At 69.5% G+C, this 24,822-nt stretch carries 31 protein-coding genes; 3 read left to right on the top strand and 28 right to left on the bottom strand.

Translation table 11 applies throughout. The annotated features are described in order from the left end of the window. Positions 1 to 73 precede the first annotated feature (73 nt). The 25 genes from ACMPH2_RS06805 to ACMPH2_RS06925 all read right to left on the bottom strand — a co-directional run bounded on the left by ACMPH2_RS06805 (position 74) and on the right by ACMPH2_RS06925 (position 20,425). The gene (locus ACMPH2_RS06805; RefSeq protein WP_417118997.1) at positions 74 to 1,615 is read right to left on the bottom strand and encodes a Gfo/Idh/MocA family oxidoreductase; all 1,542 of its coding nucleotides are present in this window, start codon (positions 1,613 to 1,615) and stop codon (positions 74 to 76) included. A 16-nt stretch (positions 1,616 to 1,631) separates the two neighbouring features. After that, a complete protein-coding gene (locus tag ACMPH2_RS06810; RefSeq protein WP_009278625.1) occupies positions 1,632 to 2,666 on the bottom strand; it encodes a Gfo/Idh/MocA family oxidoreductase in 1,035 nt (344 codons plus the stop codon). A gap of 181 nt (positions 2,667 to 2,847) precedes the next feature. After that, a complete protein-coding gene (locus ACMPH2_RS06815) occupies positions 2,848 to 3,234 on the bottom strand; it encodes a cupin domain-containing protein (RefSeq protein ID WP_417118998.1) in 387 nt (128 codons plus the stop codon). 153 nt (positions 3,235 to 3,387) lie between these two features. Further along, a complete protein-coding gene (locus tag ACMPH2_RS06820; protein ID WP_009278623.1) occupies positions 3,388 to 3,633 on the bottom strand; it encodes a hypothetical protein in 246 nt (81 codons plus the stop codon). Between the two features lie 641 nt (positions 3,634 to 4,274). After that, entirely contained in the window at positions 4,275 to 4,598 is a 324-nt protein-coding gene (locus ACMPH2_RS06825) for a hypothetical protein (protein ID WP_417118999.1), read from the bottom strand. After that, positions 4,585 to 4,731, bottom strand: coding sequence for a hypothetical protein (locus ACMPH2_RS06830; RefSeq protein ID WP_417119000.1), 147 nt, complete (start codon positions 4,729 to 4,731; stop codon positions 4,585 to 4,587). The genes ACMPH2_RS06825 and ACMPH2_RS06830 overlap by 14 nt, the downstream gene beginning before the upstream one ends. After that, positions 4,728 to 5,585 carry a GH25 family lysozyme gene (locus tag ACMPH2_RS06835; RefSeq protein WP_417119001.1) on the bottom strand — a complete coding sequence of 286 codons (858 nt, stop codon included), beginning with the start codon at positions 5,583 to 5,585 and terminating at the stop codon, positions 4,728 to 4,730. The genes ACMPH2_RS06830 and ACMPH2_RS06835 overlap by 4 nt, the downstream gene beginning before the upstream one ends. 3 nt (positions 5,586 to 5,588) lie before the next feature. After that, entirely contained in the window at positions 5,589 to 5,804 is a 216-nt protein-coding gene (locus ACMPH2_RS06840; RefSeq protein ID WP_417119002.1) for a holin, read from the bottom strand. Between the two features lie 13 nt (positions 5,805 to 5,817). After that, complete coding sequence (locus tag ACMPH2_RS06845) at positions 5,818 to 6,147, bottom strand: hypothetical protein (RefSeq protein ID WP_072500384.1); 330 nt, start codon at positions 6,145 to 6,147, stop codon at positions 5,818 to 5,820. Between the two features lie 8 nt (positions 6,148 to 6,155). Next, positions 6,156 to 6,719 (bottom strand): hypothetical protein, encoded by a 564-nt coding sequence (locus ACMPH2_RS06850; RefSeq protein ID WP_417119003.1) that lies wholly within the window; start codon positions 6,717 to 6,719, stop codon positions 6,156 to 6,158. 10 nt (positions 6,720 to 6,729) lie between these two features. Further along, complete coding sequence (locus ACMPH2_RS06855; RefSeq protein WP_417119004.1) at positions 6,730 to 9,696, bottom strand: hypothetical protein; 2,967 nt, start codon at positions 9,694 to 9,696, stop codon at positions 6,730 to 6,732. Position 9,697: 1 nt separating this feature from the next. Next, positions 9,698 to 10,102 (bottom strand): phage baseplate protein, encoded by a 405-nt coding sequence (locus tag ACMPH2_RS06860; RefSeq protein WP_417119005.1) that lies wholly within the window; start codon positions 10,100 to 10,102, stop codon positions 9,698 to 9,700. Beyond that, positions 10,103 to 10,951, bottom strand: coding sequence for a hypothetical protein (locus ACMPH2_RS06865; protein ID WP_417119006.1), 849 nt, complete (start codon positions 10,949 to 10,951; stop codon positions 10,103 to 10,105). Next, a complete protein-coding gene (locus ACMPH2_RS06870; RefSeq protein ID WP_417119007.1) occupies positions 10,948 to 13,026 on the bottom strand; it encodes a phage tail tape measure protein in 2,079 nt (692 codons plus the stop codon). Before ACMPH2_RS06870 ends, ACMPH2_RS06865 begins: the two co-directional genes overlap by 4 nt. Positions 13,027 to 13,071: 45 nt before the next feature. Next, entirely contained in the window at positions 13,072 to 13,509 is a 438-nt protein-coding gene (locus ACMPH2_RS06875; RefSeq protein ID WP_417119008.1) for a hypothetical protein, read from the bottom strand. Next, entirely contained in the window at positions 13,455 to 13,748 is a 294-nt protein-coding gene (locus tag ACMPH2_RS06880; protein WP_417119009.1) for a hypothetical protein, read from the bottom strand. Before ACMPH2_RS06880 ends, ACMPH2_RS06875 begins: the two co-directional genes overlap by 55 nt. A 3-nt stretch (positions 13,749 to 13,751) precedes the next feature. Continuing rightward, positions 13,752 to 14,333 carry a phage tail tube protein gene (locus tag ACMPH2_RS06885; RefSeq protein WP_417119010.1) on the bottom strand — a complete coding sequence of 194 codons (582 nt, stop codon included), beginning with the start codon at positions 14,331 to 14,333 and terminating at the stop codon, positions 13,752 to 13,754. Positions 14,334 to 14,342: 9 nt separating this feature from the next. Further along, on the bottom strand, positions 14,343 to 14,747 hold the full coding sequence (locus tag ACMPH2_RS06890; protein WP_417119011.1) for a hypothetical protein: 405 nt from the start codon (positions 14,745 to 14,747) through the stop codon (positions 14,343 to 14,345). Further along, positions 14,735 to 14,998: a hypothetical protein gene (locus ACMPH2_RS06895; protein ID WP_417119012.1), complete on the bottom strand. Its 264-nt coding sequence runs from the start codon at positions 14,996 to 14,998 to the stop codon at positions 14,735 to 14,737. The genes ACMPH2_RS06890 and ACMPH2_RS06895 overlap by 13 nt, the downstream gene beginning before the upstream one ends. After that, the gene (locus tag ACMPH2_RS06900) at positions 14,991 to 15,338 is read right to left on the bottom strand and encodes a hypothetical protein (RefSeq protein ID WP_417119013.1); all 348 of its coding nucleotides are present in this window, start codon (positions 15,336 to 15,338) and stop codon (positions 14,991 to 14,993) included. The genes ACMPH2_RS06895 and ACMPH2_RS06900 overlap by 8 nt, the downstream gene beginning before the upstream one ends. A 1-nt stretch (position 15,339) precedes the next feature. Further along, complete coding sequence (locus tag ACMPH2_RS06905) at positions 15,340 to 15,897, bottom strand: hypothetical protein (RefSeq protein WP_417119014.1); 558 nt, start codon at positions 15,895 to 15,897, stop codon at positions 15,340 to 15,342. Beyond that, complete coding sequence (locus ACMPH2_RS06910; protein ID WP_417119015.1) at positions 15,890 to 16,060, bottom strand: hypothetical protein; 171 nt, start codon at positions 16,058 to 16,060, stop codon at positions 15,890 to 15,892. The genes ACMPH2_RS06905 and ACMPH2_RS06910 overlap by 8 nt, the downstream gene beginning before the upstream one ends. Before the next feature lie 61 nt (positions 16,061 to 16,121). Next, the gene (locus ACMPH2_RS06915; RefSeq protein ID WP_417119016.1) at positions 16,122 to 17,264 is read right to left on the bottom strand and encodes a phage major capsid protein; all 1,143 of its coding nucleotides are present in this window, start codon (positions 17,262 to 17,264) and stop codon (positions 16,122 to 16,124) included. Positions 17,265 to 17,280: 16 nt separating this feature from the next. Further along, positions 17,281 to 18,402: an HK97 family phage prohead protease gene (locus tag ACMPH2_RS06920; protein WP_417119017.1), complete on the bottom strand. Its 1,122-nt coding sequence runs from the start codon at positions 18,400 to 18,402 to the stop codon at positions 17,281 to 17,283. A gap of 4 nt (positions 18,403 to 18,406) precedes the next feature. After that, positions 18,407 to 20,425, bottom strand: coding sequence for a phage portal protein (locus ACMPH2_RS06925; protein WP_417119018.1), 2,019 nt, complete (start codon positions 20,423 to 20,425; stop codon positions 18,407 to 18,409). Between the two features lie 413 nt (positions 20,426 to 20,838). Between ACMPH2_RS06925 and ACMPH2_RS06930 the strand changes: the two genes are divergently transcribed. Beyond that, on the top strand, positions 20,839 to 21,021 hold the full coding sequence (locus ACMPH2_RS06930; RefSeq protein ID WP_417119019.1) for a hypothetical protein: 183 nt from the start codon (positions 20,839 to 20,841) through the stop codon (positions 21,019 to 21,021). A 9-nt stretch (positions 21,022 to 21,030) separates the two neighbouring features. On the opposite strand, the gene ACMPH2_RS06935 is transcribed toward ACMPH2_RS06930, so the two are convergent. The 3 genes from ACMPH2_RS06935 to ACMPH2_RS06945 form a co-directional block, all read right to left on the bottom strand. Beyond that, positions 21,031 to 22,587 (bottom strand): hypothetical protein, encoded by a 1,557-nt coding sequence (locus tag ACMPH2_RS06935; RefSeq protein WP_417119020.1) that lies wholly within the window; start codon positions 22,585 to 22,587, stop codon positions 21,031 to 21,033. Positions 22,588 to 22,600: 13 nt separating this feature from the next. Continuing rightward, positions 22,601 to 22,900, bottom strand: coding sequence for a hypothetical protein (locus ACMPH2_RS06940; RefSeq protein WP_072500612.1), 300 nt, complete (start codon positions 22,898 to 22,900; stop codon positions 22,601 to 22,603). 120 nt (positions 22,901 to 23,020) lie between these two features. Beyond that, a complete protein-coding gene (locus ACMPH2_RS06945) occupies positions 23,021 to 23,317 on the bottom strand; it encodes an HNH endonuclease (RefSeq protein ID WP_072500613.1) in 297 nt (98 codons plus the stop codon). A gap of 466 nt (positions 23,318 to 23,783) precedes the next feature. On the opposite strand from ACMPH2_RS06945, the gene ACMPH2_RS06950 reads away from it, so the two are divergent. Then, positions 23,784 to 24,293, top strand: coding sequence for a Panacea domain-containing protein (locus tag ACMPH2_RS06950; RefSeq protein WP_072500614.1), 510 nt, complete (start codon positions 23,784 to 23,786; stop codon positions 24,291 to 24,293). Beyond that, positions 24,290 to 24,817 carry a Fic family protein gene (locus ACMPH2_RS06955; protein ID WP_417119021.1) on the top strand — a complete coding sequence of 176 codons (528 nt, stop codon included), beginning with the start codon at positions 24,290 to 24,292 and terminating at the stop codon, positions 24,815 to 24,817. The genes ACMPH2_RS06950 and ACMPH2_RS06955 overlap by 4 nt, the downstream gene beginning before the upstream one ends. The last annotated feature ends 5 nt before the right edge of the window (positions 24,818 to 24,822 follow it).

A 24,822-nucleotide genomic window follows, 5' to 3' on the forward strand; every position in this document is an offset into this window, starting at 1 on the left:
TTGTGCGTAGCGTGCGTGCCGTGGGGCTTGGGCGTGCCGTGGGGGTCCGGCTTCGCAGCCCTACAATCACCCGCTACCTCGCCAGCCAGGCGTAGACGGGGACGTCCCACCCACATTCCTTCCCCTCCGCCTCCGCGAGGGCGCGCACGGCAAGCTCGTGGTCGAGGCCCTCGTGGAGGCCGCTCACGCAGAGCGTGGCCAGCAGGGCGCCGCGCTCGTCTCGGATGGGGAAGGCCCCGGCCACCGGACAGGCGAACTCGGGCGTGCCAAACTTGTCGGGTGTGCTGCGGTCGACGAGGTCCTGGAAGCTGCCGTCCACCTCGTGGGCCACGTCAGCCCATAGCGAGGAGTGGCCGCAAGCGAGAGACGCCCGACGCTTGCCCTGGGCGAACTCCTGGTTGCGTGGCGCCTTGTCGTCCGCGGCCCACTCGAACATAGCCAGGCCGTCCGGCTCGCGCACGACGCGCACGGTGACGCCGCGGTCGTACTCCCGCGACAGGCGCGCAACGGCGTTGCCCAGCTCGAGTGCGTCGGAGCTGGTGAACTCGCCGTGCCAGCGCAGTGCCCCTTCCTGAACCTCGAGGGCGCGCAAGGCGTCCCGACCAAGCGAGAAGCGAGCCTTGACGGCGTCGACGATGCGCGCGCAACGCACCGTAGCCTGGAGCGGCATCACGTCGCTCTCTTCTGCTCCGGCGGCTACGAGCTTCGTGAAGTGCAGCGCCTCTCCGTAGAAGTCGTCCACCTCGTAGGGGGCGTCTATCACGCGCGGCTCGCATCCGTCCGCGTACACCGTCGCACGCTGGCAGCGATGCAACTCCTCGATCACGACACGCCCCCTCGTGCCCACCAGCACGGCCTGGCGGGGCTTCGCACGGTCGAAGGCGCACTCGAGCGTGGCGCTCAGCCCTGCGACCTCGAGCGTGGCGCTCGCGTACATGTCGATGCCCTGGTCATTGGCGATGCCCGCGAAGGCAGTCACCTGCGCCTCTCCCGCCGGCAGGAAGTCATCGAGCCAACTCGCGCAATAGATGCCGCAGTCGAGGAGCACCCCTCCCCCCACGGGTTTGCTGTGGTACGTCTTGCCAGATCGGACGAGCTCGCGCATGTCGTTGCAGAGGGTGGTCTCGACATGAACCACATCGCCTATCTCGCCTTTGTCCACCAGCTCGCGCACCGTCCGGTAACAAGGGGTGAAGCGCGCCTTCATGCTCTCCATGAAGAGCGAGCCACACTCGCATGCCACCCGCGCCACGTCGGCCGCCTCCTCGGCGCCCAAGCAGGCGGGCTTCTCGCAGAGCACGGCCTTGCCGGCACGAAGCGCCCGGATGGCCCAGTCGTGGTGCAGGGCATGCGGGAGCGAGAGGTAGACCGCGTCCACGCTGGGGTCGGCGAGCAGGGCCTCGTGGGCGGCGCCCGGCCTGCCCAGCGACTCATCGGACAGGGCACCGGAGGGTGCGATGCCGTGCTCTTTGGCAAAGGCCTGCGCCTTGTCCGCTGAGCGACAGCTCAGCGCCACCAGCTCGGCGGCCTCCACGTTGCTCAGGCTGCTCGCGAAGCGACGCGCGATGTTGCCGGCACCCAGGATGCCCCAGCGAACGACTCCCTCTTCTGCCATGCCCGTCTGCCCCCTCCTACGCCAGCTGGCCCATGCCGTCCTCGAGGATGCGCATCTGCGCCAGGGTCTCCTCGGGGGTCACGAGCTGGGGTGCGCCGTTGGCGACGGTATGGAAGAGCGCGTCGTACCACTGCGAGTAGGAGCTTCGCTCGGAGGGCACGCGCTCCTCGTGCAGCCCGTCCTCGTCCTGGTAGCGCAGGGTCCCCCACTGCTCGGGCGCGTCCAGGCCGAAGTCGGGATGACCCGCGGGCAGGTAGAAGTGCTTGAGGTCCCGCTCCTGCTGGTCCTTCTCGAACTTGACGTACGCCCCCTTGTCACCGTAGATCTCGAAGCTCGGACGCTGGATGGCCATGCGGTAGTTCGCGTGAGCGGTGGCCTTGACGCCCAGCTCGTCGTAGTACAGGTCGTAGTCGAAGTAGTCGCAGACCATGCCCGCGCCCTGGAGCTGCCGCAGGTCGGAGTGGACGCGGTCGGGCGTCCCGAACCAAGAGATGATCTGGTCGAGACAGTGGCTCGCATGTCCGTAGGGGGCGTTGTTGACGGGGTCGTTGGCCATGCCGTCCATCATGGTCGGGCGCCAGTAGTCGTAGCTGGTGACGACTTCGAAGACCTTGCCCAGCTTGCCTGACTCCACGACCTTCCTGGCCGTGAGGTAGTCAGAGTCGAAACGGCGGTTCTGGTAGCACTGCACGGTGACGCCGTTCTTGGCTGCCAGGTCGAAGAGCTCGGCGGCCTCCTCGTAGGTGGCCGAGAAGGGCTTGTCCACCGTCACGTGCTTGCCTGCCTCGAGCGCGCGCTTGGCCATGAAGTAGTGCAGCGCCGAGGGGGTGGTGATCTCCACGACGTCGATCTGGGGGTCGCCCAGGATCGCCTCCGTGTCCGTGACGTACTCGACGCCGGGGATGGCCGCCCAGGCGGAGTGGTCGACATGGCGGGCCTGCATCGTCTTGATGCGAAACTTGTCGCTCCGGTCGAGGACGTACGGGGCATGGTAGCGATTGGCGCTCTTGCCGTTGCCGATGTAGCCGACGATGACCTTGCCGTCCTGCATGGTGAGTCCTCCCTGGGTGACATGCTACGTACGATTCTCCTGCTTGTTGTTGCCATTGTAGGGTGCGGTCCGGCGACGACGGTCCCTACCCGCGAAGTGGGAACAGAGGTTCACGGCCTCCCGCCCCTGCAGCAAGCTTGCCGCACCTTTTTTCCAAGAGGCGATCGCATCCGAAGGCCTGCTACACCCTCTCGACGTCACCGGTGTAGGAGATGTCGAAGGGACCGTCCATGATGAAGAGCACGTCGACGTCCTCGGCGGCCGTCGCGCCGTGGAACATCGGAGTGCCCGCGTTCCACCAGACGAAGCTGCCGGCGGGCAGGTCGCCCTGATCGGTGTGGAGCGTGCCGCGCAGCACGTACATGCCCTTGCCGCTTTCGTGGGTGTGAACCGAGAGCGGCATGCCCTTCTCGTAGCGCGTGAGCTGCACGTTCATACCGGTCTTGGGATCGTCGTGCAGGGTGATGGCCTGGTGCTTGGCACCCGAGCGCGGACTCACGAAGACGTGTTCTGCCGGGTTCAGGTCTTGGGGGAGAAACACCGTGACGCCGTTCTGACTCTTGCCCATTCGTTCCCCTCTCTTGGCGGAGGCGCGGACAAGATCCGTCGTCTCACGCCGATTGACGGCCGCTCAGGGCAACCAGTCGCCTTGTCACCGACAAGCCAGAGGCCCACCGGCAGGAAGCTGTCGGTGGGCCAGGAAGTTGAGCTTGTTCGGACGCTACGCCGTAGCCTTCTCGACTCCGGCCTCGGCCTGCTCCTTGGTCACGCCGAAGAAGTAGTTGATGCCGAGCGAGAGCGCGAAGCCGATGCCGCCCGCGATGGCCGCGAAGACGACGTTCATGGGCTTGTCCGGGGCGATGAAGTTGAGCAGGCTCAGGATCGAGGTGGCGCCCATGTTGTAGAAGTACACGTGCGTTATGCCGATGAACAGGCCCGCGACCGCGTTGGCGATGGAGACGCCCACCAGGCAGCGAGTGTACTTGCTTCCGACACCTCGGCCTTCCGTGTCTTCCCTCCAGCTAGAAGATAGCCAGCAGCAAGAGGCGATCCGAAACGGTTCGCATTGCTGGACGGCAGGTCCGCAATGGGCTGGGGCAACCGTCCGATGGGCGGACATAATGTCCAGGCGGGACGCGACCCACCCCATCGCGCCTCTCGCGGCGTATTGCCAAGTTCGTGCGCACTAACCAGGCGAGAGGGGCGCGCATTCGCCGCGCCGCCGGCGGGTCCTGGCGCGCGGCGGGCACGACGCGCCGGGGGGCGTGCGCATACGGCGAGGGGCCGCCCCCAGTCTGAAGCTGGAAGCGGCCCCCGGAGCGGACGCTGTGTCACTCTCGCCTAGAGGGCGAGCTCGACGAAGTAGGCGCTACTCGTCGTAACTTTTGATTAGTTTATGCAAGTAATGTAGTGATGCATAAGTGCGATTTACTTGCTGTAGCTGGCATAACGCCACGTAAGCTATGCGCTGGTGGACACGGTTGGGACACGCTAGGGACACGAGACTGCCCCCGCCCTCCCTGAGGAGGACGGGGGCAGTCTCATCGTCTGTTGGGACAAGGTTGGGACAAAAGACGGGCCTTGATGGGACATGACGGGACGGTCCCGTCAGGGCGTCACGCCGCCCGGCCCGACCACCGCCGAGCACCTTCGCTCGCGCTCGAACCACGTGACCTGCGCGGCCCGGACGTGGCGCTGCATCCACGCGCAGAGCGCGGCGCGGGTCCTGAAGTCGGCGTCGCGGTAGCGCTCGTGGCCGGTGCCGCCGGGCTGCCGCCGCCACACGGTGAGGTGCCAGAGCGCGCGCCTCGTCTCCTCGTGCAGGCAGCGGTTGCAGTGCCAGGTCTCGCGGCCTCCCGCGCTGTCGGTCTGCACGAGGCGCATGGCTCCGCCGCAGAGCGGGCAGCGCGGGGCCCCGTCACTCCCCGGCATCCTGGCCGCCCCCGTCGTAGACCCCCAGGGCCTCCTCGAGCGTCATCTCGCGGAACTCGCCCTCGGGGATGGGGTCGGGGCCTCCGTTGACCAGCTCCCCGACGGCCTCCCTGACCTCGTCCGCTCCGCTCACAGCACCACCCTCTCCCTGGCGAGCAGGTCGCTCAGCCTCTTGCCCCACGGGGCCCTCTTGGTCCCGAGCTTGAGGCACGGTATGTCGCGCCCGACGGCGGCGCGGTACGCCTGGTTGAGCGCCCCGATCTCGTCGGGATGCCCGGCGTCCCTGAGCTCGTGCCCGTCGAAGTAGGTCAGGCACGGGCGGTCGTCCAGCTGCAGCACGCAGTTGATGGGCATGTCTTCCTCCTCTTTCGCAGTGTTCCTTGCCGGCGCCCCGCCGCACATGGCCTGCCACTCGTCGCGCGAGAGGCCGGACACGTCGCGGTCCGTCTGGCCGCCCGAGCTTGAATACTGCCAGACGGTGTAGGAGTCCCAGGGTCCGGTGCCGTAGCGGAACCTGGGCACGTCGAAGCTGTTGCGCAGGTCGGGGTAGCCCGCGACCCAGAGCGGGCACTCGGGGTGGCACGAGGCCGCCTGCCAGAGCGCCGACGCCTGCACGTAGACCATGGGCCAGACGCCCGTGCGGTCGTGGACCGCCTCGCAGAAGCGGCGGCACCAGGAGTCGTCGCCCCAGGAGCCGTTGCCGCCCTCCTCCCAGTCCAGGCACGGGACGGCCCTGCCGACCCACGGCGAGGCCACGGAGAGCATGTGCCCTGCCTCGGCCACGGGGTCCCCGCCGCTCGCGTAGTGGTAGAAGCCCAGCAGCTTCCCGTCCGCCTCGGCGCGTCCCATGGCACGGGCGAAGTGCGGGTTGACGTACCCCGTGCCCTCGGTCGCCTTGGCGATGAGGAAGTCGGACTCCCGGTAGGCTCCCTCGGTGTTGGGCTTGAACGGCCACCTGTCGTGGCTGCTGACGTCGATGCCGAGCATCGGCTACTCCGCCCCCTCGCCGACCTCGGGCAGGCCCGCCAGCGAGGTCAGCAGCGACAGCACCATCGCCGTGGCCGTGACGCCGAGCATCTGGGGCCAGTCGAGGTCGAGGACGCCCACCGCGCCGGTCCCGATGAGGGACGCCAGGGTCTGCGCGCCGGTCTTCAGGCAGCGGACCCCGGCCGCCGCCCACCACTTGCCGTTCGTGATCTGTAACATGTCCTTCTCCCGTCTACTCGCTGCCGCCGATGCGGCAGCCCTCGCAGCGGCGCTCGATGGCCTCGATGCGCCGCCCGTAGTCCTCCATGCGCTGCTCGACGCGCGCGAGCTCCCGGCTGTGGTCGGTGAGCTGTCGGCTCATGTCGCGCACGGTGTCGCGCGTCTCGCGCGCCATGTCGGTGATGTTCGCGAGCTGGTCGGTGACGACCTGCTGCTCGGCCGCCCTGGCCGCCTGCCTCTCGCGCTCCCCCATGCCGTCCCGGCGGATGGTGAGCGCGATCGTGGCGGCGGCGAATACGACCGAGAGCAGCGCCACGAGCTGCTCGAAAGTGAGGGGGCTCACATGACCTCCTAGGCGTCGCCGAGGCAGGTCCAGTAGCGCTCGTCGACGCCCGGCGCCCCCGGCTCCCACACGTTGTCGTCGATGGCCGACTCCCAGATCTTCCCGAGGTTCTCCGCCCTGTCGCCCCTCATGTAGGGCGACTCGTTCGTGGGCTGGACCCACTTGCCGACCTCGCCGGACTGCCCGGGGCTGACCCTGGTCACCAGGGCCGGGACCGCCGATGGGTCGGGCCACGCCCTCGAGTCGTAGTCCTGCAGCACCCTGTAGAGCGTCTCGCCGACCCTGAAGCGCTCTCCCCTCCCGTACGTCCTCCCCTCCTCGAATCGCCCGTACGCGGACGGTATCAGCGCCGCCACGTCGTCGGGGAGCGCCTCTATCTCATCCCTGAGCCTCCTGGCGTCGTCCGAGAGGCCAAGCGCCCACGTCTGCCTGATCTCGGTGCCCGTCTCCTCCCAGCCCATCGTCGAGACGTAGCCCTCCGGCGCCTCGGGCTCGACGGACTCGATCACCGGCTTCCCCTCGCTCGGGACGGTGAGCGTCACCGTCCCGTCGCTCAGAACCCCGTAGAGCATGCGTGCCTCCCTAGTACCTGTATCCCTCGACGCGCACGACGGTGAAGTAGTCGGCGCTGTGGTCGCCCGCGACGGCGTAGCCGGACTTGCAGGGGATGTTCGCGTAGCCGCGCTGCGCCTGGCCCTGCACGGTCGCGAGGGTGACGCTCTTCCCGCTGATGGTCATGGCCTTGTACGACAGCTGCGCCCAGAGGTCCGTGGCGTTCTTGTACGTGCTCATGTAGAAGGTCTTGCCGTCGGGCTTGTAGAGCCTCACCGAGCCGTAGATGCCCGCGTTGTCGTGGTAGAGGACCTCGACGTGGGTGAACTGCGACACTGACGCCGTCAGGCTGAAGTCGCCCGTGGCGGCCCCGTCGAAGATGACGAAGGGGCCGTTCGGCGGCAGCCAGCCGGACCATGCGCCGCCGTTCTGGCAGCGCATGTGCAGGGACGGCCTCCCGTACGCGTTGCCGAGCGCGGCCTGCAGGTCGTGCTTGCCCGCGTTGTCCCACGAGAAGTGGGCCACGAAGCCGTCGGTGGGCGGCTTGTTCGACTTCATGGAGGACGACGCCTGGAAGAGGCTCATGCCGAAGACGCCCGTGTTCGCCGCCACCGCCGTGTTGGCGTCCGCCGGGCGCTGGACGTCGCTCGCGGCCTGGAGCTTCCCCTCCAGCAGGCACCTGAGCCTGGACGTCGGGGCGACGGTCCCGTTCACGTTGACGCTCGTCGAGTTGAGGTACGCGACGCTCCTCCCGGAGGAGTCCGACGCCATGGCGATGCCGCCGTCGAGCAGGCTCCCGCCCGAGTCGACGCCCGCCGAGAGGAGCACGGCGGCGTCACCCGCCGAGTTCCTCTTCTTGGGTATCAGGGCGAGCTGGCCGGAGGACTCGTCGTAGCGTATCTCGCCGTGCCCGCCGCAGAAGTCCACGAGGGCCGACGGGGACGACTTGCCGAGCTCCACCACGTCCTCCGAGAAGCTCGAGCTCACGGTCGACCCGACGCGCACGTCCACCGAGTCGGAGTCGATGTAGACGTTGCCGCCCGCCGGGTTGCCCACCGTGACCGTGGACGCGTAGACGGGCACCGAGCACACCTGCCAGTACGTGCCGTCGAAGACGAAGCTCACGGCGGTCCCCGCCACCCAGTAGGCGTAGGGCGTCCCGTTGGTCCTGACGGGGAAGGCGCCCGTCCCGGACACGTCCAGGGTCGGGCCCTCCGCCGTGTTGGCCTGCGAGAAGACGACCGAGACGGACGCGCCAGGCGCGAGCGAGAGGCTCCCGGACCTGAGGACGGCGACCTTGGCGGCGACGCCGGCGGCGGTGGCGCTCGTCGCCACGAGCGTCCGCCCGTCCTCGCCCCTGGCCCCGGTCGGACCCTGCGGGCCGGTGGCCCCCCTCGGACCCTGCGGCCCCGCCTCGCCGGTAGCCCCCCGCGGCCCCGGGTCGCCCTGGGGCCCGGGGTCTCCCCGCGGGCCTGCCTCGCCGGCGGGGCCCTGGTCGCCCTGCGGGCCGGGCGATCCCTGGGGGCCCGGGTCGCCGGCGGGTCCCCGCGCCCCGTCCTCGCCCTTCGCGCCCTGGATGCAGGCCATGGTGACGCGCTGCGTCCCGTCCGCCGAGGTGACCGTGGTCCGCTGCCAGACGTACTTGCCCTCCACCCACGCGGGGGTCGCCTCGGACCATCCCGACGCCGGCGCGACGTCCGGGTCGTCGCCGACCGCGAACTCGACCACGACGCCGCGCACGGCCCTGGCGGCCGCCTGCGCCGCCTCGTCGCCCGCCCGACCGGCCACGATGGCGGCCGCCTTCGCCTCCTCGGAGATGGCGGCGGCCGCCTCTATGCCGTCCGAGAGCTCGCGCCTGACCTTGCGCTGGCGGGCCACCTGCTGGTGGGTGAGCGTGCGCCTGGTCGCCCCGAGCTGGTAGGTGCAGCCGTCCGGGGAGAGCGGGTCGACGCGCACCTGCATGCACATGAGCCGCTCGTCCACGCCGAAGGGGCGGGCCTTGACGCGCACCCACTGCCCCAGCCTGACCGGCGGGACGGTGGGGTCCAGCTTGTGCAGGTCGACGGCGGAGACGCTCACCGACTCCACGAGGGAGTGGGCGCCCGAGAGCCACTCGGCCGCCCTCGCCGCGAGCTGGGCGGCCGTCCTGCACCCGTCGAACGACCTGCGCGCGCAGACGACGCCGTGCTGCCTCACGCCCTCGTTGGACATGATGGCGTCGCCCTCGACGTGGAAGCCGCTGCCGAACTCGCCGTCCTCGACCCCGTCGAGGGTCAGCTGGACGGTCCTCTTGCCGTCCTGGTAGCTCGCGTACGGGACGACGCAGGTCACGAGGTCCTCGGCCTCGGTCACGTCGGAGAACTGGGTGATGGTCTCGCCGAACTCGACCACCTGCGGGTTGTCCCCGTACCCCTCGGCGAGGAAGTCGACGTAGCGCCCCAGGCCGTCGTGGCCCGCCACGACCTGGTAGCCGCCGGAGAGGACCTTGTCCTCTATCTCGGCCATGGTCTTGGGCCACTGGGTCGAGGAGCGCGTCACCTGCGTGTCCGGCAGCTCGTTCTTGCGGACGCGGAAGGCCTGCGTGCCGTCGCTGTGGCGGGAGTGCTCGTCCACGTAGAACGCGGCCACCTCGCGCAGCGACCTGGACGGGGTCACCTTCCACCCCTTGGACTCGTCCGCGTAGGTCCCGTAGGGGCGCACGAGGGAGTCGGAGAGGTAGGCGAGCTGCCCCTCGCAGGTGAGCCTCTCGGTACCGTCGACGGAGGGCTTGACCGAGGTGATGCGCCCCCTGAAGACCTCCTCGCCGTCCTCCTCGAGCACGACCTCGCGGGAGGGGTCGTAGCACTCGAAGGTGCCCGAGAGCGGGTGCGTGGGCGGCACGTCGCAGGTGAGGCTGCCGGGCTCGCTCACGGTCAGCCTGCAGTCGCACGACGTCACGACGCGGTCGGGCAGCCTCGGGTCGTGCAGGGTCTTCCCCGCGTAGCTGAGGCGGTACACCCTACGCCGTCCTCTTCCAGATGTAGACGGAGAGGTAGGGCGGCAGGATCTTCCCGGAGTAGTCCTCGCCCGCGACCACGACGCGGTCCTTGTAGCCGCCCGTCTGCGTGAGGCCGTAGCCCGCGACCTCCTCGCCGGAGCGGTGGACGCCCATGGTCCTCTGCCCGCCCGTGGTGCCCGCCGCGAAGTCGGATCCCGCGCCGACGAGGAAGCGCCCCTCTATGCGCGCCCAGGTGCCGCCCAGGAAGGTCGACGGGTTGGTCGCGGCGGCGCTCATGTAGATCGAGCCGACGGGCCACATCCTGTCGATCCAGTCGAAGTTCGACGCGAGATCGGCGATGGTCTGCTGGACCTTGTCCGTGATGGCCGGCTTCACGAGCTTCATGCTCGCTGTCTTGGTGCTCATCTAGAGCTCCTTCCACTCGTACGCGAAGTAGACGTTGTACTCGCCGCCCGACGTGTCGAGCGGGAAGGCGAGCGAGTCCCAGCTGCGGTCCTCCACGTCCCACCAGGCTCCCATGCCCTGCCAGGCCGGGAACTCCTGCAGGGGCGAGGAGGCGGTGGCCATGGCGCACCACATGCCCCGGTGCGCGTCCCAGGAGTCGGCGAACCCCTGCCAGGCGTCGTCGCCCATCCCGGGCGTCGTGTCGATGGCCACGCGGTTGTCGCCGGGGCTGAGCCACATGTCGTCGAGGGTCCAGGAGCCGGGCTGGAGCACCCACTCCCTGTCCCCGACGTCGAGGACGCACTCGCGGGACACCTCCACCACCGGCTGCACGTGCATGTCGCCGCAGGGCAGCGACACCTCGATGCCGCCGGCGGCGTTGGCGACGAAGACCCTCGTGCCGAGGCTCCTGAAGGGCTCGCAGGTGAGCTCCAGCGTGATGGCCGCCGTGGTCTGGTAGACCTCCTGCGACACGGACGCCCGGCCCCTGTAGGTCGCGCCCGGCTCCCAGGAGGTCACGAGCTCGTGGCGCCTGCCGTGCAGGAGCGACCTCAGGCGGGCGAGGACGCGCACGGACGCCGCGGGGCCCACCGGGTCCCTGACGTAGAGGGTGGCGGTGACCCTGCGGTCGCCGAACGTCGGCCACCCGGTGACGGCCTCGGTGAGGTCGAGCGTGCCGTCGCGCCCCATGATCTCGACGCGGCTCTCCCTGACCTTCGGGGGCTCGTCGGACCACTCGGCCAGGACGAGCCCGTAGGTCTCGCACAGGGGCGTGCCGTCCACCCAGACCTCCATCTCCGTCTCGCTCACGCCAGCGCCCCTATCCTGCCGAGCTCGGCGTCCATCTCGTCGGCGATGCCGCCCACGAGCTCCTTCTTGTCAAGGTAGATGCGGAGCCTGCCGACCTCCCTAGCCACGGCGGCGGCGAGACGGTCGTAGTCGAGCGTCTCGCCGGGCGCGTCCATGTGGCTCGCGATCGCCGCGCCGTACTTGTCGAGGTACGGTCCGTAGGAAGGCCAGGCAAGCTCGGTCCCGCGCTCGCCCACCCCGATGAGGGACGCGCCGTCGAAGAGGCCGCCCGCCCCGTACCACGAGACGTGGGGGATGGGGATGGAGGCAGGCCCCACTTGCAGGCTCTCCCAGCTCACGCTGGGCTGCGGGAAGTGAATCGAGCCGATGGCGGACGTGATGCGGTCGCCGATGCCGCTGAAGAAGCCGACGATTTTGCCGGGGATGGAGCTTATGGCGCTCACCGCGTCGTCGAAAGGTCCCTGCAGCGCCGCGGAGACGCCCGAGAACGCCCCCGTGATTCCGCTCACGACGCCCGAGAAGAAACCCGCGATGGGCGACCACGCGCCCTGGATTGCACCAGCCACCGTCGAGAACGTCGAGCCGACGGCGTCGAGGGCTGCGCCGAGCACGGAGAAGAGGCCGGCCACGGCGTTGATGGCGACCGACAGCGCGCCCGCGAGGACAGATACGACGGGCGAGACGAACGAGAACAGCGCTGAGAACAGCGCCCCGGCCACCTGCAGCGCGCCGCCCACGGCCGAGAGGGCGCCGCTCACGACAGGCAGTATCGACGCCCCGAGGTTGCCCAGGGCGTCCACGACGGGCTGCAACACCGGCTGCATCTGCGCGAGTGCGCCTGAGGCGAGCTGGCCCACGGCGTCGGTCACGGGCTGCGCCGCCTGCGACAGCCACGACATGGCGTCGGACAGCCCCTGCATGGCGGACGATGCCGCGGACCACACGGCCGACCCGAGCGGCTCGAGGGCCGCCGTGATGCCGTTCTGGATGAGCTGCCACTGCTCCGGCCAGTCCATCGTGGCTTCCTCGGTCGCCTCGATGTCGCCCGAGGCGCCCAGCGCTGACTGCCCCAGCTGGTCGAGGCTCACGGCGCCGCTCTTCAGCGCGGCGACGAACTGCGGCGCGTTGCGCGCGCCGAATATGTCCTTCGCCGCGGCGATGGCGCTGGCGTCGTCTCCCGCCGCGACGAACCCCTGGATGGCGTCCACGGAGTCGTGGAACGTCTGTTGCACGTCCCCGCCCTCCTCGGCGACGGACGAGAGGGCCTTCTTCATGCTGCCCATTACCTGGCTGGCGTTGATGCCAGCCTTGTCGAGCTGCCCCGCGAAGTCGGCGGTGTCGTTGAGGCTGAACCCGAGCTGCTGCATGGCGGGGCCCGCGCCCTGCACGATCCCGACGAGCTCGTTGAAGCCGATGCCCGTCTGCTGGGTCACCCCGAACAGGTAGTCCATCTCGACCCCGGCCTGCTCGCCGGAGACGCCGAACTCGTTGAACATGCCCGTGAGGTTGCCCAGGTCCACGTCGCCCACGACGTTCTGCAGGCTCGCCGCCTTGCTGGCGACCTCCTGCAGCGTGTCGCCCGAGAGCCCCATGCGCTGCGAGAAGGCGGCGACCGCGCCGCCTGCCGTCTCCATGGACGTGGGGACGGAGGTGAAGACGGAGGTCGCGGTGTCCGCGAGCGCCTGCAGCTCGTCGCCGCTCGCGCCCGTCGAGATCTGGATCGAGTCGTTCAGCTCGTCGAACTGCCCGCCCACGCCCAGGAGGACGGCGCCGACGGCGGTGCCCAGCGCCGCGACGGACGCCACGACCGCCGCGCCGCCCGCGCCGCTGGCCACGGCGCTGATGCCGTCGAAGAGGGAGGTGCCCACGTCGCCGCCGACAGCCGCGAACTGCGAGCCCAGGCCGGAGAGCGCGGAGGTGATGGCGGAGCCGATGCCCTCGCCGCCCTTGGAGCCGGCCGCGTCGGCCGCGGTCTCGACGGCGCCGGACAGGGCGTCCGAGATGTTCTGCTGGGCGCCCTGCATCGACGGGATGATCTGCACGTAGGCGTTCGCGACGTTCGCGCCGTCTGCCATGTGAACCTCCCATGCACGTGAGAAGGGGCCTCCTGGGGGAGGCCCCTAGTCGCTTCCGTAGTACCAGGCGTGGAACTCGTTCGACGGTATGGCGCCGCTGCCCACGCTGCGCTCGCCGGGCGAGGCGTCCGCCCACGGGCGCGGGTAGGGCCTCGGCTTCGGCACCCTCGCCCTGGAGTGCGTCTGGGCCGTGGCGTAGGCGACCTCCATGACGGCGTCGAATACGTCGGCGAGGATGACGTTGGTCATGGTCGTGGACGACCAGCGCTCCATGCCGGGGTTCAGGGCCCTCCACGTCGCGCACCCCACGGGGAGGTGCCGAACGAGGAGGGAGAGGCCGTCCCAGCCGATGGTGGCGGGCACGTCGCGCAGGCGGATGCCGAGCGTGGCCATGAGGTCGCAGTCGAGCGCCCCGTCCGTCTCCTCGTCTAGGCGGACGAGGCCTGCGATTCCCCCGGCTTCATGCCGGAGTCGGCGACCCACGCCTTGACGAGCGCCCCGAAGTCCCCGATGGTGAGCCCCTCGGTGCACCCCGGCGCGTGTCGCTCGAAGAACGCCTGCATGCCGGCGGTGGCCTCGACGTTGTCCGAGCTGCCCCGCAGGGCGAGCGCCTCGGACAGGCTGATGCAGCGGTACTTGGGCACGGAGTACGGGCCGCCCTCGCCCACCTTGAAGTCGAACGTCTCCGCCTCGTGGCGGACGAGCTGGAAGGTGTCAGCCATGTCCTACGCTCCCGTCACGACGCCGTCGTCGTAGATGAAGTGCACGTAGCAGCCGTCGGGCGCCTTGTTGAGCGAGATGGTCATCGAGTAGGTGTTGTCGTCCGGTTTGAAGCTCACGTCGGACAGCTCGGTGACCTGGCCGTCGTACACGTAGACGCGGATGCGGCGGTTGCCGTCCTTCATGGAGAAGCAGAGCGACCGCTCGGGGCCCGGCTTGCCGGTGAACCCCATGTCGATGACCTCGCCGTGCTCGGCCGTGGCGGGGGTGACCTTCACGTTGCCGTCTCCCACGAGCATCTTGGCCATGGTGGAGTCAACCTGGATGGACGGGAGCGTGATGGACGGGTCGGCCTCTCCGGGCACGACGCGGATCTTCTTCTTCCACCAGTCGCGCAGCGCGTCCCCCGCCTCGATGAGGCCGGAGACGGCGAGCCCGTCCGCGCCGACGTAGCCCAGCGCGTCCGGCCACGTGGCCTTGTCCAGCTCGGAGCGAGCGTCGGTCGGGGCCTTCGCCTTGCCGGGGAGGCCGACGTTGACCTCGCCGGTCACCGGCAGGTAGACCTTGTTGCTGTCCTCTTTGCCCATTCGTTCTCCTTACTGCTCTGCGCCGCGCAGGGCGGCGTTGGCGGCCACGGTCACGCGCGGCACGCCGGGATGGTTTGGGTCTGGGTTCGGGTAGACGGAGGTCACGGACGGGTCGTGCCAGGTGTTCCCGCTCGCGGGCGTGCGCCGTGCCATGGCGGAGATGGCGCCTGCGATGCGGTACGCCGCCTGCGTGGCCTCGGCGTAGTCGTCCCCGGCGCCCGCCCACACGTCGATCGACCAGTCGTGCTCCCACGTGACCGCCGTGACCGGGACGCACCCCACCTGGCGCACGTGGGCAAGCGGCTCCCCGGTGACCTCCTCGGGGTACTGCGCGACGCACGCGATCCCAGTCGCCTCGGCGATGTCCCGCGCCATGAGCCACTCGCCGTCCCTGGGCACCGTCATGCTCTGCATGCCTGCACCGCCAGCGTCAGCGTCTTGTCGGTCGCCTCGGCCACCTTGGCCTCCCTGGTCATGGCGCGCACGGACACGACAACGCGCGAGTCTCCGTGGTAGGCGTTGCCGACCTCGAAGCCGTCCCCCGCAACGGCGGCGATGCGCTCGGCGCTCTCCCGGACGGCCGACTCGACCTCCGGCGACTGCAGGAGCTCGCGGATGCCCTCGTGGTCCAGCTCGAGCCGGAAGCCCCCGACCCTCTCAGCCATTGGCGCTCCAATCCACGAGCGGGACCTCGAGGTGGTCGACGCCGCCGAGCGGCGACGGGTAGGCCATCGGCTCGCCGTCCACGGCGTAGTCGCGGCCCGCGTAGGTCACCCTGTCCCCCTTGCGCACGTCGGCCCCGGGCGGCAGGTAGAGCGTCGCCCTGGACGTGGCGGGCATGGCGGTCTGCGTCTTGTCCGTGGACGTCTGGGGGTTGCCCACCCAGCAGCCAGAGATGGTGGCTTTCGTTGGCTTTGACCAGTCCGCCACCTCCGTGCCACGCGACACCCTCTTGCCGGGCCGCGCGACGGCGATCGCGACCAGGTTCCACATCGGCATCGGCATGCTAGGTCACCAGCCTGTAGGGCGTGAGCTCCGCCGAGTGCGCCATGACGCCCTGCTGGGCGCTGTAGCTCACCTGCGTCCCGCCCGCCGTCTGGCTGCTGATGCCGGGGTGCCCGACGAGGAACTCCGAGACGAGGGCGACGAGCGTCGACTGCAGCGCTCCCATCGCGTCTGACCCGGCGACGTAGCGCACGGTGACGCCGCGCCAGCCCGCCCGGAGCGCGGCGCAGGGCCGCACGAAGCGCACCAGGCCGTCCTGGCTCCACTCGTAGCACTCGGGGTCGACTGCCTCGCCTCCCACGGACACGGAGTCCACCGAGGAGACCGACATGGCGGGGAGCCGTATCAGCCGCCCGCCGTCCGCGACGTAGGCGCACGCCAGCGAGGGGGCGACGTGCCACCCGCACTGCCGGCGGATGGCGTCCGAGTACGCCCCGAGCGCCCAGTCGACCGTCTCGGCGGTCGCGCTGAGGGTCCCGCCCGTTGCCGCTGCGAACTCGTCGGGGGTCATGATGGGCGGCAGCTCGCCGTCGACCTCATATCGGTAGGCGCTAGGCATCCTCGCCCGCCCCCTTGTTCGCGGCCTTGCGGGCCTTGTTGCGGTGCTTCGCGGCCTTGGGCTTGGCGGTCTCCCGCCCGTCCCCGGCCGGCCTCGCCCCGGAGGGCTGCCATCCCTCCTCGTACTGGAAGGTCAGCCCGCCCACCTCGTAGATGCGGAGCATGTCTCACCTCCTGGCTTCGTGCGTGGGGCCGCCCCGGAGGGCGGCCCGGCTGGTGTCATGACTAGGCGGCGGCGATGGTCAGCTTGTCGAAGGCGGCGGGGTAGCGCAGGGCGAGCGCGAGGCGCTCGATGACGCGGACCGCCACGAGGTCGTGCTCGAAGTCGTCCTTGTCGGAGTTCGAGACCTCGACGCGCAGGCCGTCGCCCGCCTTGGTGAAGACGGAGCCGCCCTGCTTGAAGGCGCCGACGTAGGCGGTCCCCGCCGCGACGGCGGGGGTGACCACGGTGGTCATGCCCCACACGTCGGGGTAGAGCTGGACGGCGCCCAACTGGGCGTAGGCGGGGGTGAAGAAGCCGCCGCCCATGTACTGGCCGTTGGTGTCCTTCTGCAGGCGCAGGGCCTTGTAGTCAGCAGGGTTGAGCACCACGGCGTCGGCCATGAAGGGGGACGCCTGGCCGATCGAGCTGATCGCCCCGAAGATGTCGTCTGCGAGGGTCGCGGCCTTGGCGGAGGCGGCGAGGATGCCGGACGTTCCGCCGAGGTCGGAGACGAGCGTGTCCTCGACCTTCAGGTCGTGGGTGTAGACGCCGCGGTTCTGGATGGCGGTGGCGAGCCACGCCTCGTCCTGGGTGATCTCCCAGCTCTCCTTGAAGATGCCGAAGACCTTCTTCAGGGCGGCGTTCTTGGGGGTCTTGTCGCCGAAGTGGAACTGGTGGCCCGCCTCGCCCTCGGCGGAGATGCCGGTGTCGCCCTCGAGCGCGCCCTCGACCAGGTACTGGATGGAGGTCGCGTCGCGGGACTCTTCGCCGAAGAGGTCTCGGACCTGCAGGCGCCGGCGCGCGCCGGTGACCAGGTTGGTGTCGTAGAAGGTGTCGAAGCCTGCCGCGCCCGCGGGCTTTGTGTGGGAGTCGGTCGCGGCCTTGTAGCCGTCGGCGGTGGCCACGGACGCCTGACCCTTGCCGGAGAAGGCGCCGAGGTCCATGGACTTGACGGCCCACTCGCCGAAGCCCTTGGCGGCGTCGTGCCCGCGCTCGCCCGCGCCGTCGCCGTGGAGCAGCGCCCCCTTCTCGTCGGCCATCTTCACGATGTGCTCGTACTTCTCGGCGAGCTCGCCCGCCTCCTTGGCCTTGGCGGCGTCGCCCGCCTTGAAGGCGGCGGCGAAGTCCGCCTTCGCCTGCTCGAACTGCTCTCGGATGGTAGCCATGCGTTACCTGCTTTCTCTAGTCGATGAATCTCGCGTACTTAGCGGCCACGTCGGCAAGCGCCTTGGCGTCATCGTCCGGCGCGCCCTGTGCCTGCGCGCCGCCGCCGTCCTCGTCGCCTTCCTCCGTGCCCTCGGCCTGCCCCTCGTCGCCGATGAGCTGGTCAACGATTTCCAGCGCCCCCGCGAGGGCGTCACGGAGCCGGGACAGCTGGCCCTCGTCCGCCTTGGATTTGCGCCTGCCGTACTTTGAGGCCTTCACGTCCGTGACGAGCGCGTTGGGGTTGGCCGGGATGGGCACCGCCGAGATCTCGAAGAGCTCGAGGTCTATGAGCTGGTTGGCCTTGACGCCAGAGTCCAGCGTGACCTCAGCCTGCTCCCGCACGTCGTAGGCGAAGGAGAACTGCGAGATGCGGCCCTCCCTGTAGAGCTTGTAGGTGTAGGCCGCCTTCGGGTTGTCCAGGTCGAGCCTCGCCGTGAACTTCAGGCCGTGCTCGTCCTCCTGGGCGGTGGCGGCGCCGAGGTTGCTCTCGGGCTGGCTCACGTCGTGGCCGAAGAGGAAGGGGATGGGGCGCTCGCCGCGCTCCCTCAGCGTGCGCGAGAAGGCCCCCGCCTTGATCACGTCGCCGTAGGAGTCGGGCACGTCCTCGTCGAAGGTGGCGGCGTACCCCTCGATGATGCCCTCGCCGAGGTCGGACGCGCCGTCCGCCTTCACGTCGAAGCTCTTGTGCCTGTGCATCTTGCCTGCTTTCTGTCGCTCGTACCATTCGCGGATGACCTGGGCCGTGCGCGCGGGCCTCCCGTCCTCGCCAGCCCGCCTGAGGCACTCGTCCATGCCCGGGTCGAGCGTCACCACGTCCGCGCCCGCGGCCTCGTATGCGGCGAGCTGCCCCTCGGACGGGGAGGTGTGGATGACGTAGTGGTCGGCGTCCCCGCCCCCGCCTGCGAGGGCGCGCTCTATGACGGACGCGCGGGCGGCGAAGGCGGCGTCCCTGACCTCGCCGCGCGCCTCGTGCGGGTGGCGGTTGCCCAGCGCGTCGGCCAGGGCGTCGTAGTCAACCACCACGTCCCCGTCCCGCGCGTGTTCTCGGCAGTAGGTGGACTTGCCCGCGCAGGGCGGACCGAGGATGACGTGTATCACGCGATCACCGCCTGTAGATGCTTATCTCGACCTCGCACTGGCATCCGTAGGTGTCCTCGGCCGTGAGCGAGTCGTCGTGTGGCCAGTGGGCCCCGTTGGAGAACGGCTCGTCGTAGCCCACCGTCTCGCCGTCCATGGCGAGGTGCTCGTCGCGCGGGTTGGCCTCGCCGCTGCCGGCGTGAACCCACGTCTTGCGGCGTTCGAACTCCGAGGCCGGGACGCGCTGTCCGATGGCTTCCTTGCAGCCCCACACCGCCGCAGTCGTGGCGAGCGTCAGCCCTGCGCGGGCCGCCCCGCTGGACTTCGCCTTGTCGTAGACGCCCCTCGGGCTGTCCTTGGCCACGTCCTCGTCGGCCTCCTCGGGGTCGACGTCGAGAGACGCCAGGAGCTGGCGGAGCATCGACGCGTTGAGCGCCTTGGCCCTGCCGTCGCACATCGCCTTGAGGTAGCTCACGGTGCGGTCGCTGTCGTAGCCGTCCGGGTCCATCCCGACGTCGCGGAGCGTGGCCCGACCGCTGTGCCTGGTGAGCTCGAGCATGATCGGGCGGAGGTCGGCAGAGAGCTCGCGGTCCCAGCGCTCGGCGTCCCACCAGTCGGGGTCGCCGTCGGCCTTCGCGAGCCTCCCGCGCGACTTGGCGCTGTCGATGGCCGGGAGCACCTTCTTGGACTGGCGGTCCCAGAACCTCGTCAGCGTGGACGTGAGCAGGGCCGCACCCGCCGCGTCCGCGCGCTGGTGGCTCTTTGCCGACCACCCCTTGGACTTGGCGGGCGCGGCGCGCGACGCCTCGCCCGGCGCGCCCGCGTCGGTTGCCTGCGCCATCTCGTCCCCCAGCAGGAGGTTGAGCGGCGTCGCCAGCTCGGCGGCGGCCCCGCCCAGAGCGGGGCGGTTGAGGATGGCCCTCGCCTCGTCGGTGAGGAGCACCGGGCGGCCCGTCGCGGAGACGAGCGTGGGAAGGAGGTCCTCGGGCGAGGCCTGCAGCTTGCTCTGCAGGTCGAACTCCGCGTAGTGGCGCGTCGCGTCCATGCCGAGCAGGTCCATGAGCTGGTGGTTCACACGTTCCTGGATGAGGTCGAAGTACGGCGTGAGTGTCTCCGCGTAGAGCGCGCGGGCATTGTCCCTGGCGCTCGCGTACGTCTGCGTGTCGTTGTGCCAGACCATGGAGGGGTTGACGCCGTAGACGGCGGCGACGTCCTCGCGGGCGAGCGTCGTGGCCTGCGCCCACTCCGCGTCGCGGGCGTTGAGCTGCGCGTCGTGCAGCTGCATGCCGTCCTCGAGCAGCGGCGTGCCGCCCGTATCGGTGGCGTCCGCGCCCGAGAAGCGCTCCTTCCAGTCCTTCGCGAACCGCTCGCGGGCGCCGGGGGACCACGAGGCCTCCCTGTCGCGCGAGATCCAGCGGTTGACCAGGCCCCCGTTGCGCCACACCTTGTTGCGGTAGTCGTAGGCGCTTATCTGCTCTGCGAGGACCAGCTTCAGCGCCTCGACGGGCGAGGCGGGGCTGATGGGGTCGCTGGGGTCGTAGAGCGCGAAGCGCACGCAGTCCGCCGCCTGTATGCGCACCGGCGCGCGGCCGGCCTGGGGCACCTGCAGCAGCCAGCTGGACGGCTCGAAGCCGTCCTTCGTGTACGGCTGCGTGACCCACTCGGGCGGGACGCGCGTGGCCTCCCACCCGCTCTCCATGTCCGCGTTCGGCACGACGTACCACAGCGCCCAGCCGTAGATCAGTATGTCGGACACGGTGGCCCGCACGAGCTCGTAGGTGGTCACGGAGGCGTTGGGCCGCGTCAGCAGCAGCGCGAGCTGGCTCGCCACGTCGCGCGGTCGGTCGTTGTCGCCCCTGCGCTCGTAGACCTTGATCGGCGTCGCCGCGACGTTGCGGGCGAGGAACCCAACCACGGCCCTGAGCGCTGGCTGCTCGCGGTACACCTGGCCGGGCGTCTTGCCCAGCACCGCGGTGGCGCGGGGGCCCGCCACGCGCTCCCAGCGCGGGCCGCGACGGAAGAGGCGCATGAGCGCGTTCGCCATCGGCGCCCTCCTTCGGCATGGGAAAGGCCACCCTCGCGGATGGCCCTACTTGCGGAAAATGTTTAAGAAATATGGGATTCCCCCTAGACAATCTATAGGGTGAATCCTATAATAGGGCCAACAAGAGACGAGAGGAGGTGGTCAACTTGGAAGAGATAAAGGAAATCGCCATCGCGGTGATAGCGGGACTCGTGGTCCACTACGTCGCGAAGGCGATTGACGAGCGGCCCCACCGCGACGGCCAGCCAAAGCACATGCGGTAGGGCGCGGGGCGGGGGCTTCGGCCCCCTCCCCTCCCATCTTATACGACTAGGGGGCAAGGGCATGGAAGATATCCTCACGTTCGCGAAGTGGATCGTCGCGTTCTCGATCGTGGCGATCGTGGCGAGGTTCATAGACGGAAGGAGGCGCTGATGGCCGTGTCTGACGCCCAGAGGAGGGCGGACGCCAAGTACAAGCGCGAGAGCACCAAGGCCGCCGTGGCGAGGTTCTACCCTGCCGATGCTGACCTCTGGGAGTGGCTCTGCGCCCAGCCCAACAAGGCCGGGTACATCAAGCGGCTCATACGGGAGGACATGGAGCGCCGCAGTGGCTAGGGCGGCGGGTCATATGACCAGCAGTCCCTCATCCTCGTAGGCGCTCCCCGCGCCCTCGTCCTGCCTCGCCCACGTGGCGAAGCCGTAGGCCATGGAGCAGGCCACGAGCGGGGACACGTCCTCCTTGCTCCTCGCGCGGTCCCACGCCCACGCGCCGTCTCCGAGCGGCTTGGTGGCGGCGACGTTCGCCGCGAGGTCGAGCACCGGCTGGGGCCGGTGGAACACGGGCGCCGCGTCGCTGCCGCCGTCCCCGCGGCCGGGGTCGAGGGCCGCAACGCCGTCCCAGAAGCGCCCGGCGAACGCAGCGACGTCCGAGCCGGTGACCGGCACCATCTCGACGCCGTCCACCTGGCCGTACACGTCGGCCATGGACGTGACGGGGGCGCCCTTGCCCTGGTACGCGATCCGCCACGGCCTCGCCGGGTCGGCGCGCTCGCGGAGCCAGTCTGTCACCCAGCCGAGCCCGGCCCTGTGCGCCACCACCTCCACGTGGTACGTGCGGTCGGCCCGGAGGCCGCAGACCGCGACGGCCGTATGCATGCGGTCGGCGCTCACGTCGACCGCCCACCAGAGCGGCGAGTCGGGCGCGATCTCGGACGCCGGGTCGGTGCCCGCCTCCCACGATCCCTCGGGGAAGACGCTCCTGGCCATGGTCACGACGAACTGGCAGAGGTTCTCGGTGCGGGCCCCAGCCTCGGTCTTGCCCGAGATGGACGCGCGGAGCTTGCGCTCGGTGAGGAAGCCGTACCCGAGCGACGGGTTGGCCTCGCACCAGCCGTCGACGTCCCAGAGGCTTCGGTCGGGCCGCGCGCTCCACTCGAAGACCGCCATGGTCGGCGCGTCGGCCATCGACGCGAGGGCGGGCGTCTCCACCGCCTTGCACCAGCCGTCCGGGTCGCCCAGGGCCCTGTGGGCCTGGTAGCGCTTGGCGCGCAGCACCTCGCTCAGGGCGTCGCCCGCGTTGGACGCGCACCAGATGAGGCCGTTGCTCTGGGCGAGGATGGTGTCGCTCACCGCGTCCCAGGCGTCCCACGTCTGCTGCTCGCGCATCTCGTCCATGATGACCAGCTGCGCGGAGGGTCCGCGGGCCGCCCCGCGCGTCGGCGGCTTGGTGACGTAGTGCCTGTGCCCCGAGAGCACGAGGTCGCGCCCGCTGTTGCCCCGCTTGCCCTTGACCTTCTCCCTGGCGAGGGCCGGGGTCGCGTCCACCATCTGCTCGGTCGCGTCCCACGTGTCCCCCGATCGGGTGAGGTCCTGCGCCATGCCTATGACGAGGGCGCAGCGCATCATGAACATCCAGTACAGCGTCACGACGACGATCAGCGTGGTCTTGCCGTTCTGCCTGGCGACCAGGACGAGGACCACCGTGAAGCGCAGTCGCCAGTCCCCGCCGAACTCGCCCTCGATCTCGAGCGCGTGGACGAGCAGCCACCTCTGCCACGGGAGCAGCTCGACGCGCAGCACGCTCTCGGCGAACCTGATGACGTCGAACCCGAGCGAGGTGTCCTCGTCCAGCTCGCGGAGCGGCGGCGTGAGGACGCGCGGCTCCGTGTTGCCCCTGCGCAACCAACGACACCCCCTAGCGCCTCAGCGGAGACCCGCCCATCATGCCGTCGAGCGTCTCCGCGTCGCCTGCGGCGACGCCCTCCATGTCGGAGAGGAGCCTGACCGCGCCGCGGTACTCGCGCAGGAGCGACTCGTAGGCGTCGAACGCGGGGTTGCGCCTCGTGACCTCGTGCGGCGTCCTGTCGCCGACGACCTCCCTGATGTAGGGCGACTGGTCCCTGAGCTCGCGGCGCAGCCTGGCGAGCTTCCTTGCGATGAAGCTCGCGTTCCTGCGGAGCTGGGCGATGTCACCCTCCCTCTTGCTCTTGGCCACTTTCGCCCCCTTACGGTGCCGTGGGGAATTTTTGGGTTCCCTTCGTCGGGGGGAAATGAATGCTGCCGGGTAAGAGCGTCGGCGGTCGGGAATCTCCAAGATTCCAACCCCCTACCTCCCCTACCACTCGCGCGAGGCGATACCCAGCGGTTTCGTCGACGCTCGCTTTCCTCGGGCGCGGTTGCATCGGCAGTGCGACGGCCTGATGTTGGACAGCTCATATTCGAGCTCGGGATGGCGCGAAACGTCGAGATAATGGTCCGGTTCGTACGCGTCTGGGGTCCCCGTGCGCGAGCTCAGGCCGAGCGAGTAGTCGATGCGCCTGCCGCAGATCCAGCAGCGGGCGCCGAGCTCCTTGTCACGGGCGAACGCCGCCCGGCGCACCCGCTCCCAGGCCGCCGACCCCCTCCGCCCCATGGGACACCCCCCGGCATGCTGGAGGGGTCGCACCACCCCCCTGGTCAACTAACGGAGGGCGGGGCCGCACCCCTGGAGTTGCGGCCCCGCCTGCTTGCGCACCATACGTATATCACGCCATGGGCCGCCGACGGCCGCCGAACGACGCCGATTGCCGCCGAAATGCGCCGACGGGCGCCGATTGCCGCCGACGGGCGCCGAACGACGCCGATATCTGCCGAAAGCTAATATTCGGGCGCGGTTATTCACGCTCCCAAGTCACGCAGATAATTACTTCTTATCTGCGCGGGACGCGCTCAGGCGGGGGCGGAAACCGCCGCCGACCTCGCCATCTCCCGGCGACGGACCCGAGGACGAGCGCCCGCCCGCTGCCACGGTTCTGCCACACATGGCTTTGCGGGTGCGACAAGTCCCGGGGCGCGGGTATGATGGCATCAGACGAACACGTTCGAGGGGAGGTACCGGCATGAGGGCACTGGACATCGCGAACGCATTGATCGTCAGGCACGGTACCGAGGACTATCTGACGAACATGAAGCTCAACAAGCTCGTCTACTTCGCCTATGCGGATGCCCTCCGCAGGGGCGTCAAGCTCTTTGCCGAGGGCGTGGAGGCATGGCCGTACGGCCCCGTCATCCCGTCCGTCTACCGGGCTTTCCAGACGAACGGTGGGAGGGCGGTCCTCTGCCCCGAAAGCATGACGATCCCGATGGATGCCGCCATGGCCGCCGACGAGACGTGGGAGCGCTACGGCGCGCTCACCGCCATCGACCTGATGAGCTTCAGCCACAGGGCAGGCGGAGCATGGGGCAGCTCCTATGACAGGGACGGAGCCCATTCGCTCATTACCGACGCCGACATTCTCGCTTCCCGCGATGGCGTCGAGACGCCGACCGGAAGCCCCACCCTCACCGATGCCATAGGGAGGGTTGGCTCCGACTGGGCAGGAGCCCTAGAGATACTCGCCGACAAGTGACCGAGGACTGGAACCGCCCCGTCGACCTTTCTCCCGAGATGGCCTCGGCCCTCGTCGAGGCCATCATGCAGATATACAGCGGCATCATCCATGGGAATGGATCACAATCTCTTGCCATCTCAGACAGTCCGGAGACGCAGGGGGCGATAGAGTCAGCCGTCACCGCATCGCTTTGTTCTCACTTCGGGCAGTACCCCTGCGATAGCTGCGTCGGCCAGATCGTCAAGCTGTCGACACTCATCGCGAAGGACCACTGCTTCCCAGACGGCAACAAGCGAACCGCCATCGTCGTGCTCATGGCCCTGATGAAGTTCTTCGTCGACGAGGACGCCACCGTCGACTGTTCTCAGGAGATCATGGCGGACATCGTCCAGCAGATTGCCAGCTGCGGCGAGGAAAAGTTGGACGCATACCAAAGGGCGCTCACCGCCTTCGTTCTTGACTGTCTGGTAATCGGCAGCGGTGAGCGGACCCCTAGTGGCGGAATCTACTATGCGAGCGGACTTTCGAGGTTCAGGGAGTGAGGGCT

The organism is Olsenella phocaeensis (genome assembly GCF_048189965.1).
Lineage (GTDB): Bacteria > Actinomycetota > Coriobacteriia > Coriobacteriales > Atopobiaceae > Olsenella_I > Olsenella_I phocaeensis.

Coding starts and splice junctions, on each gene's coding strand:
- ACMPH2_RS06805 (WP_417118997.1), bottom strand. CDS start 1,615: ATGGCAGAAGAGGGAGTCGTTCGCTGGGGCATCCTGGGTGCCGGCAAC.
- ACMPH2_RS06810 (WP_009278625.1), bottom strand. CDS start 2,666: ATGCAGGACGGCAAGGTCATCGTCGGCTACATCGGCAACGGCAAGAGC.
- ACMPH2_RS06815 (WP_417118998.1), bottom strand. CDS start 3,234: ATGGGCAAGAGTCAGAACGGCGTCACGGTGTTTCTCCCCCAAGACCTG.
- ACMPH2_RS06825 (WP_417118999.1), bottom strand. CDS start 4,598: ATGCCGGGGAGTGACGGGGCCCCGCGCTGCCCGCTCTGCGGCGGAGCC.
- ACMPH2_RS06835 (WP_417119001.1), bottom strand. CDS start 5,585: ATGCTCGGCATCGACGTCAGCAGCCACGACAGGTGGCCGTTCAAGCCC.
- ACMPH2_RS06840 (WP_417119002.1), bottom strand. CDS start 5,804: ATGTTACAGATCACGAACGGCAAGTGGTGGGCGGCGGCCGGGGTCCGC.
- ACMPH2_RS06850 (WP_417119003.1), bottom strand. CDS start 6,719: ATGCTCTACGGGGTTCTGAGCGACGGGACGGTGACGCTCACCGTCCCG.
- ACMPH2_RS06860 (WP_417119005.1), bottom strand. CDS start 10,102: ATGAGCACCAAGACAGCGAGCATGAAGCTCGTGAAGCCGGCCATCACG.
- ACMPH2_RS06870 (WP_417119007.1), bottom strand. CDS start 13,026: ATGGCAGACGGCGCGAACGTCGCGAACGCCTACGTGCAGATCATCCCG.
- ACMPH2_RS06880 (WP_417119009.1), bottom strand. CDS start 13,748: ATGGCTGACACCTTCCAGCTCGTCCGCCACGAGGCGGAGACGTTCGAC.
- ACMPH2_RS06885 (WP_417119010.1), bottom strand. CDS start 14,333: ATGGGCAAAGAGGACAGCAACAAGGTCTACCTGCCGGTGACCGGCGAG.
- ACMPH2_RS06890 (WP_417119011.1), bottom strand. CDS start 14,747: ATGCAGAGCATGACGGTGCCCAGGGACGGCGAGTGGCTCATGGCGCGG.
- ACMPH2_RS06895 (WP_417119012.1), bottom strand. CDS start 14,998: ATGGCTGAGAGGGTCGGGGGCTTCCGGCTCGAGCTGGACCACGAGGGC.
- ACMPH2_RS06900 (WP_417119013.1), bottom strand. CDS start 15,338: ATGCCGATGCCGATGTGGAACCTGGTCGCGATCGCCGTCGCGCGGCCC.
- ACMPH2_RS06905 (WP_417119014.1), bottom strand. CDS start 15,897: ATGCCTAGCGCCTACCGATATGAGGTCGACGGCGAGCTGCCGCCCATC.
- ACMPH2_RS06910 (WP_417119015.1), bottom strand. CDS start 16,060: ATGCTCCGCATCTACGAGGTGGGCGGGCTGACCTTCCAGTACGAGGAG.
- ACMPH2_RS06915 (WP_417119016.1), bottom strand. CDS start 17,264: ATGGCTACCATCCGAGAGCAGTTCGAGCAGGCGAAGGCGGACTTCGCC.
- ACMPH2_RS06925 (WP_417119018.1), bottom strand. CDS start 20,425: ATGGCGAACGCGCTCATGCGCCTCTTCCGTCGCGGCCCGCGCTGGGAG.
- ACMPH2_RS06930 (WP_417119019.1), top strand. CDS start 20,839: ATGGCCGTGTCTGACGCCCAGAGGAGGGCGGACGCCAAGTACAAGCGC.
- ACMPH2_RS06945 (WP_072500613.1), bottom strand. CDS start 23,317: ATGGGGCGGAGGGGGTCGGCGGCCTGGGAGCGGGTGCGCCGGGCGGCG.
- ACMPH2_RS06950 (WP_072500614.1), top strand. CDS start 23,784: ATGAGGGCACTGGACATCGCGAACGCATTGATCGTCAGGCACGGTACC.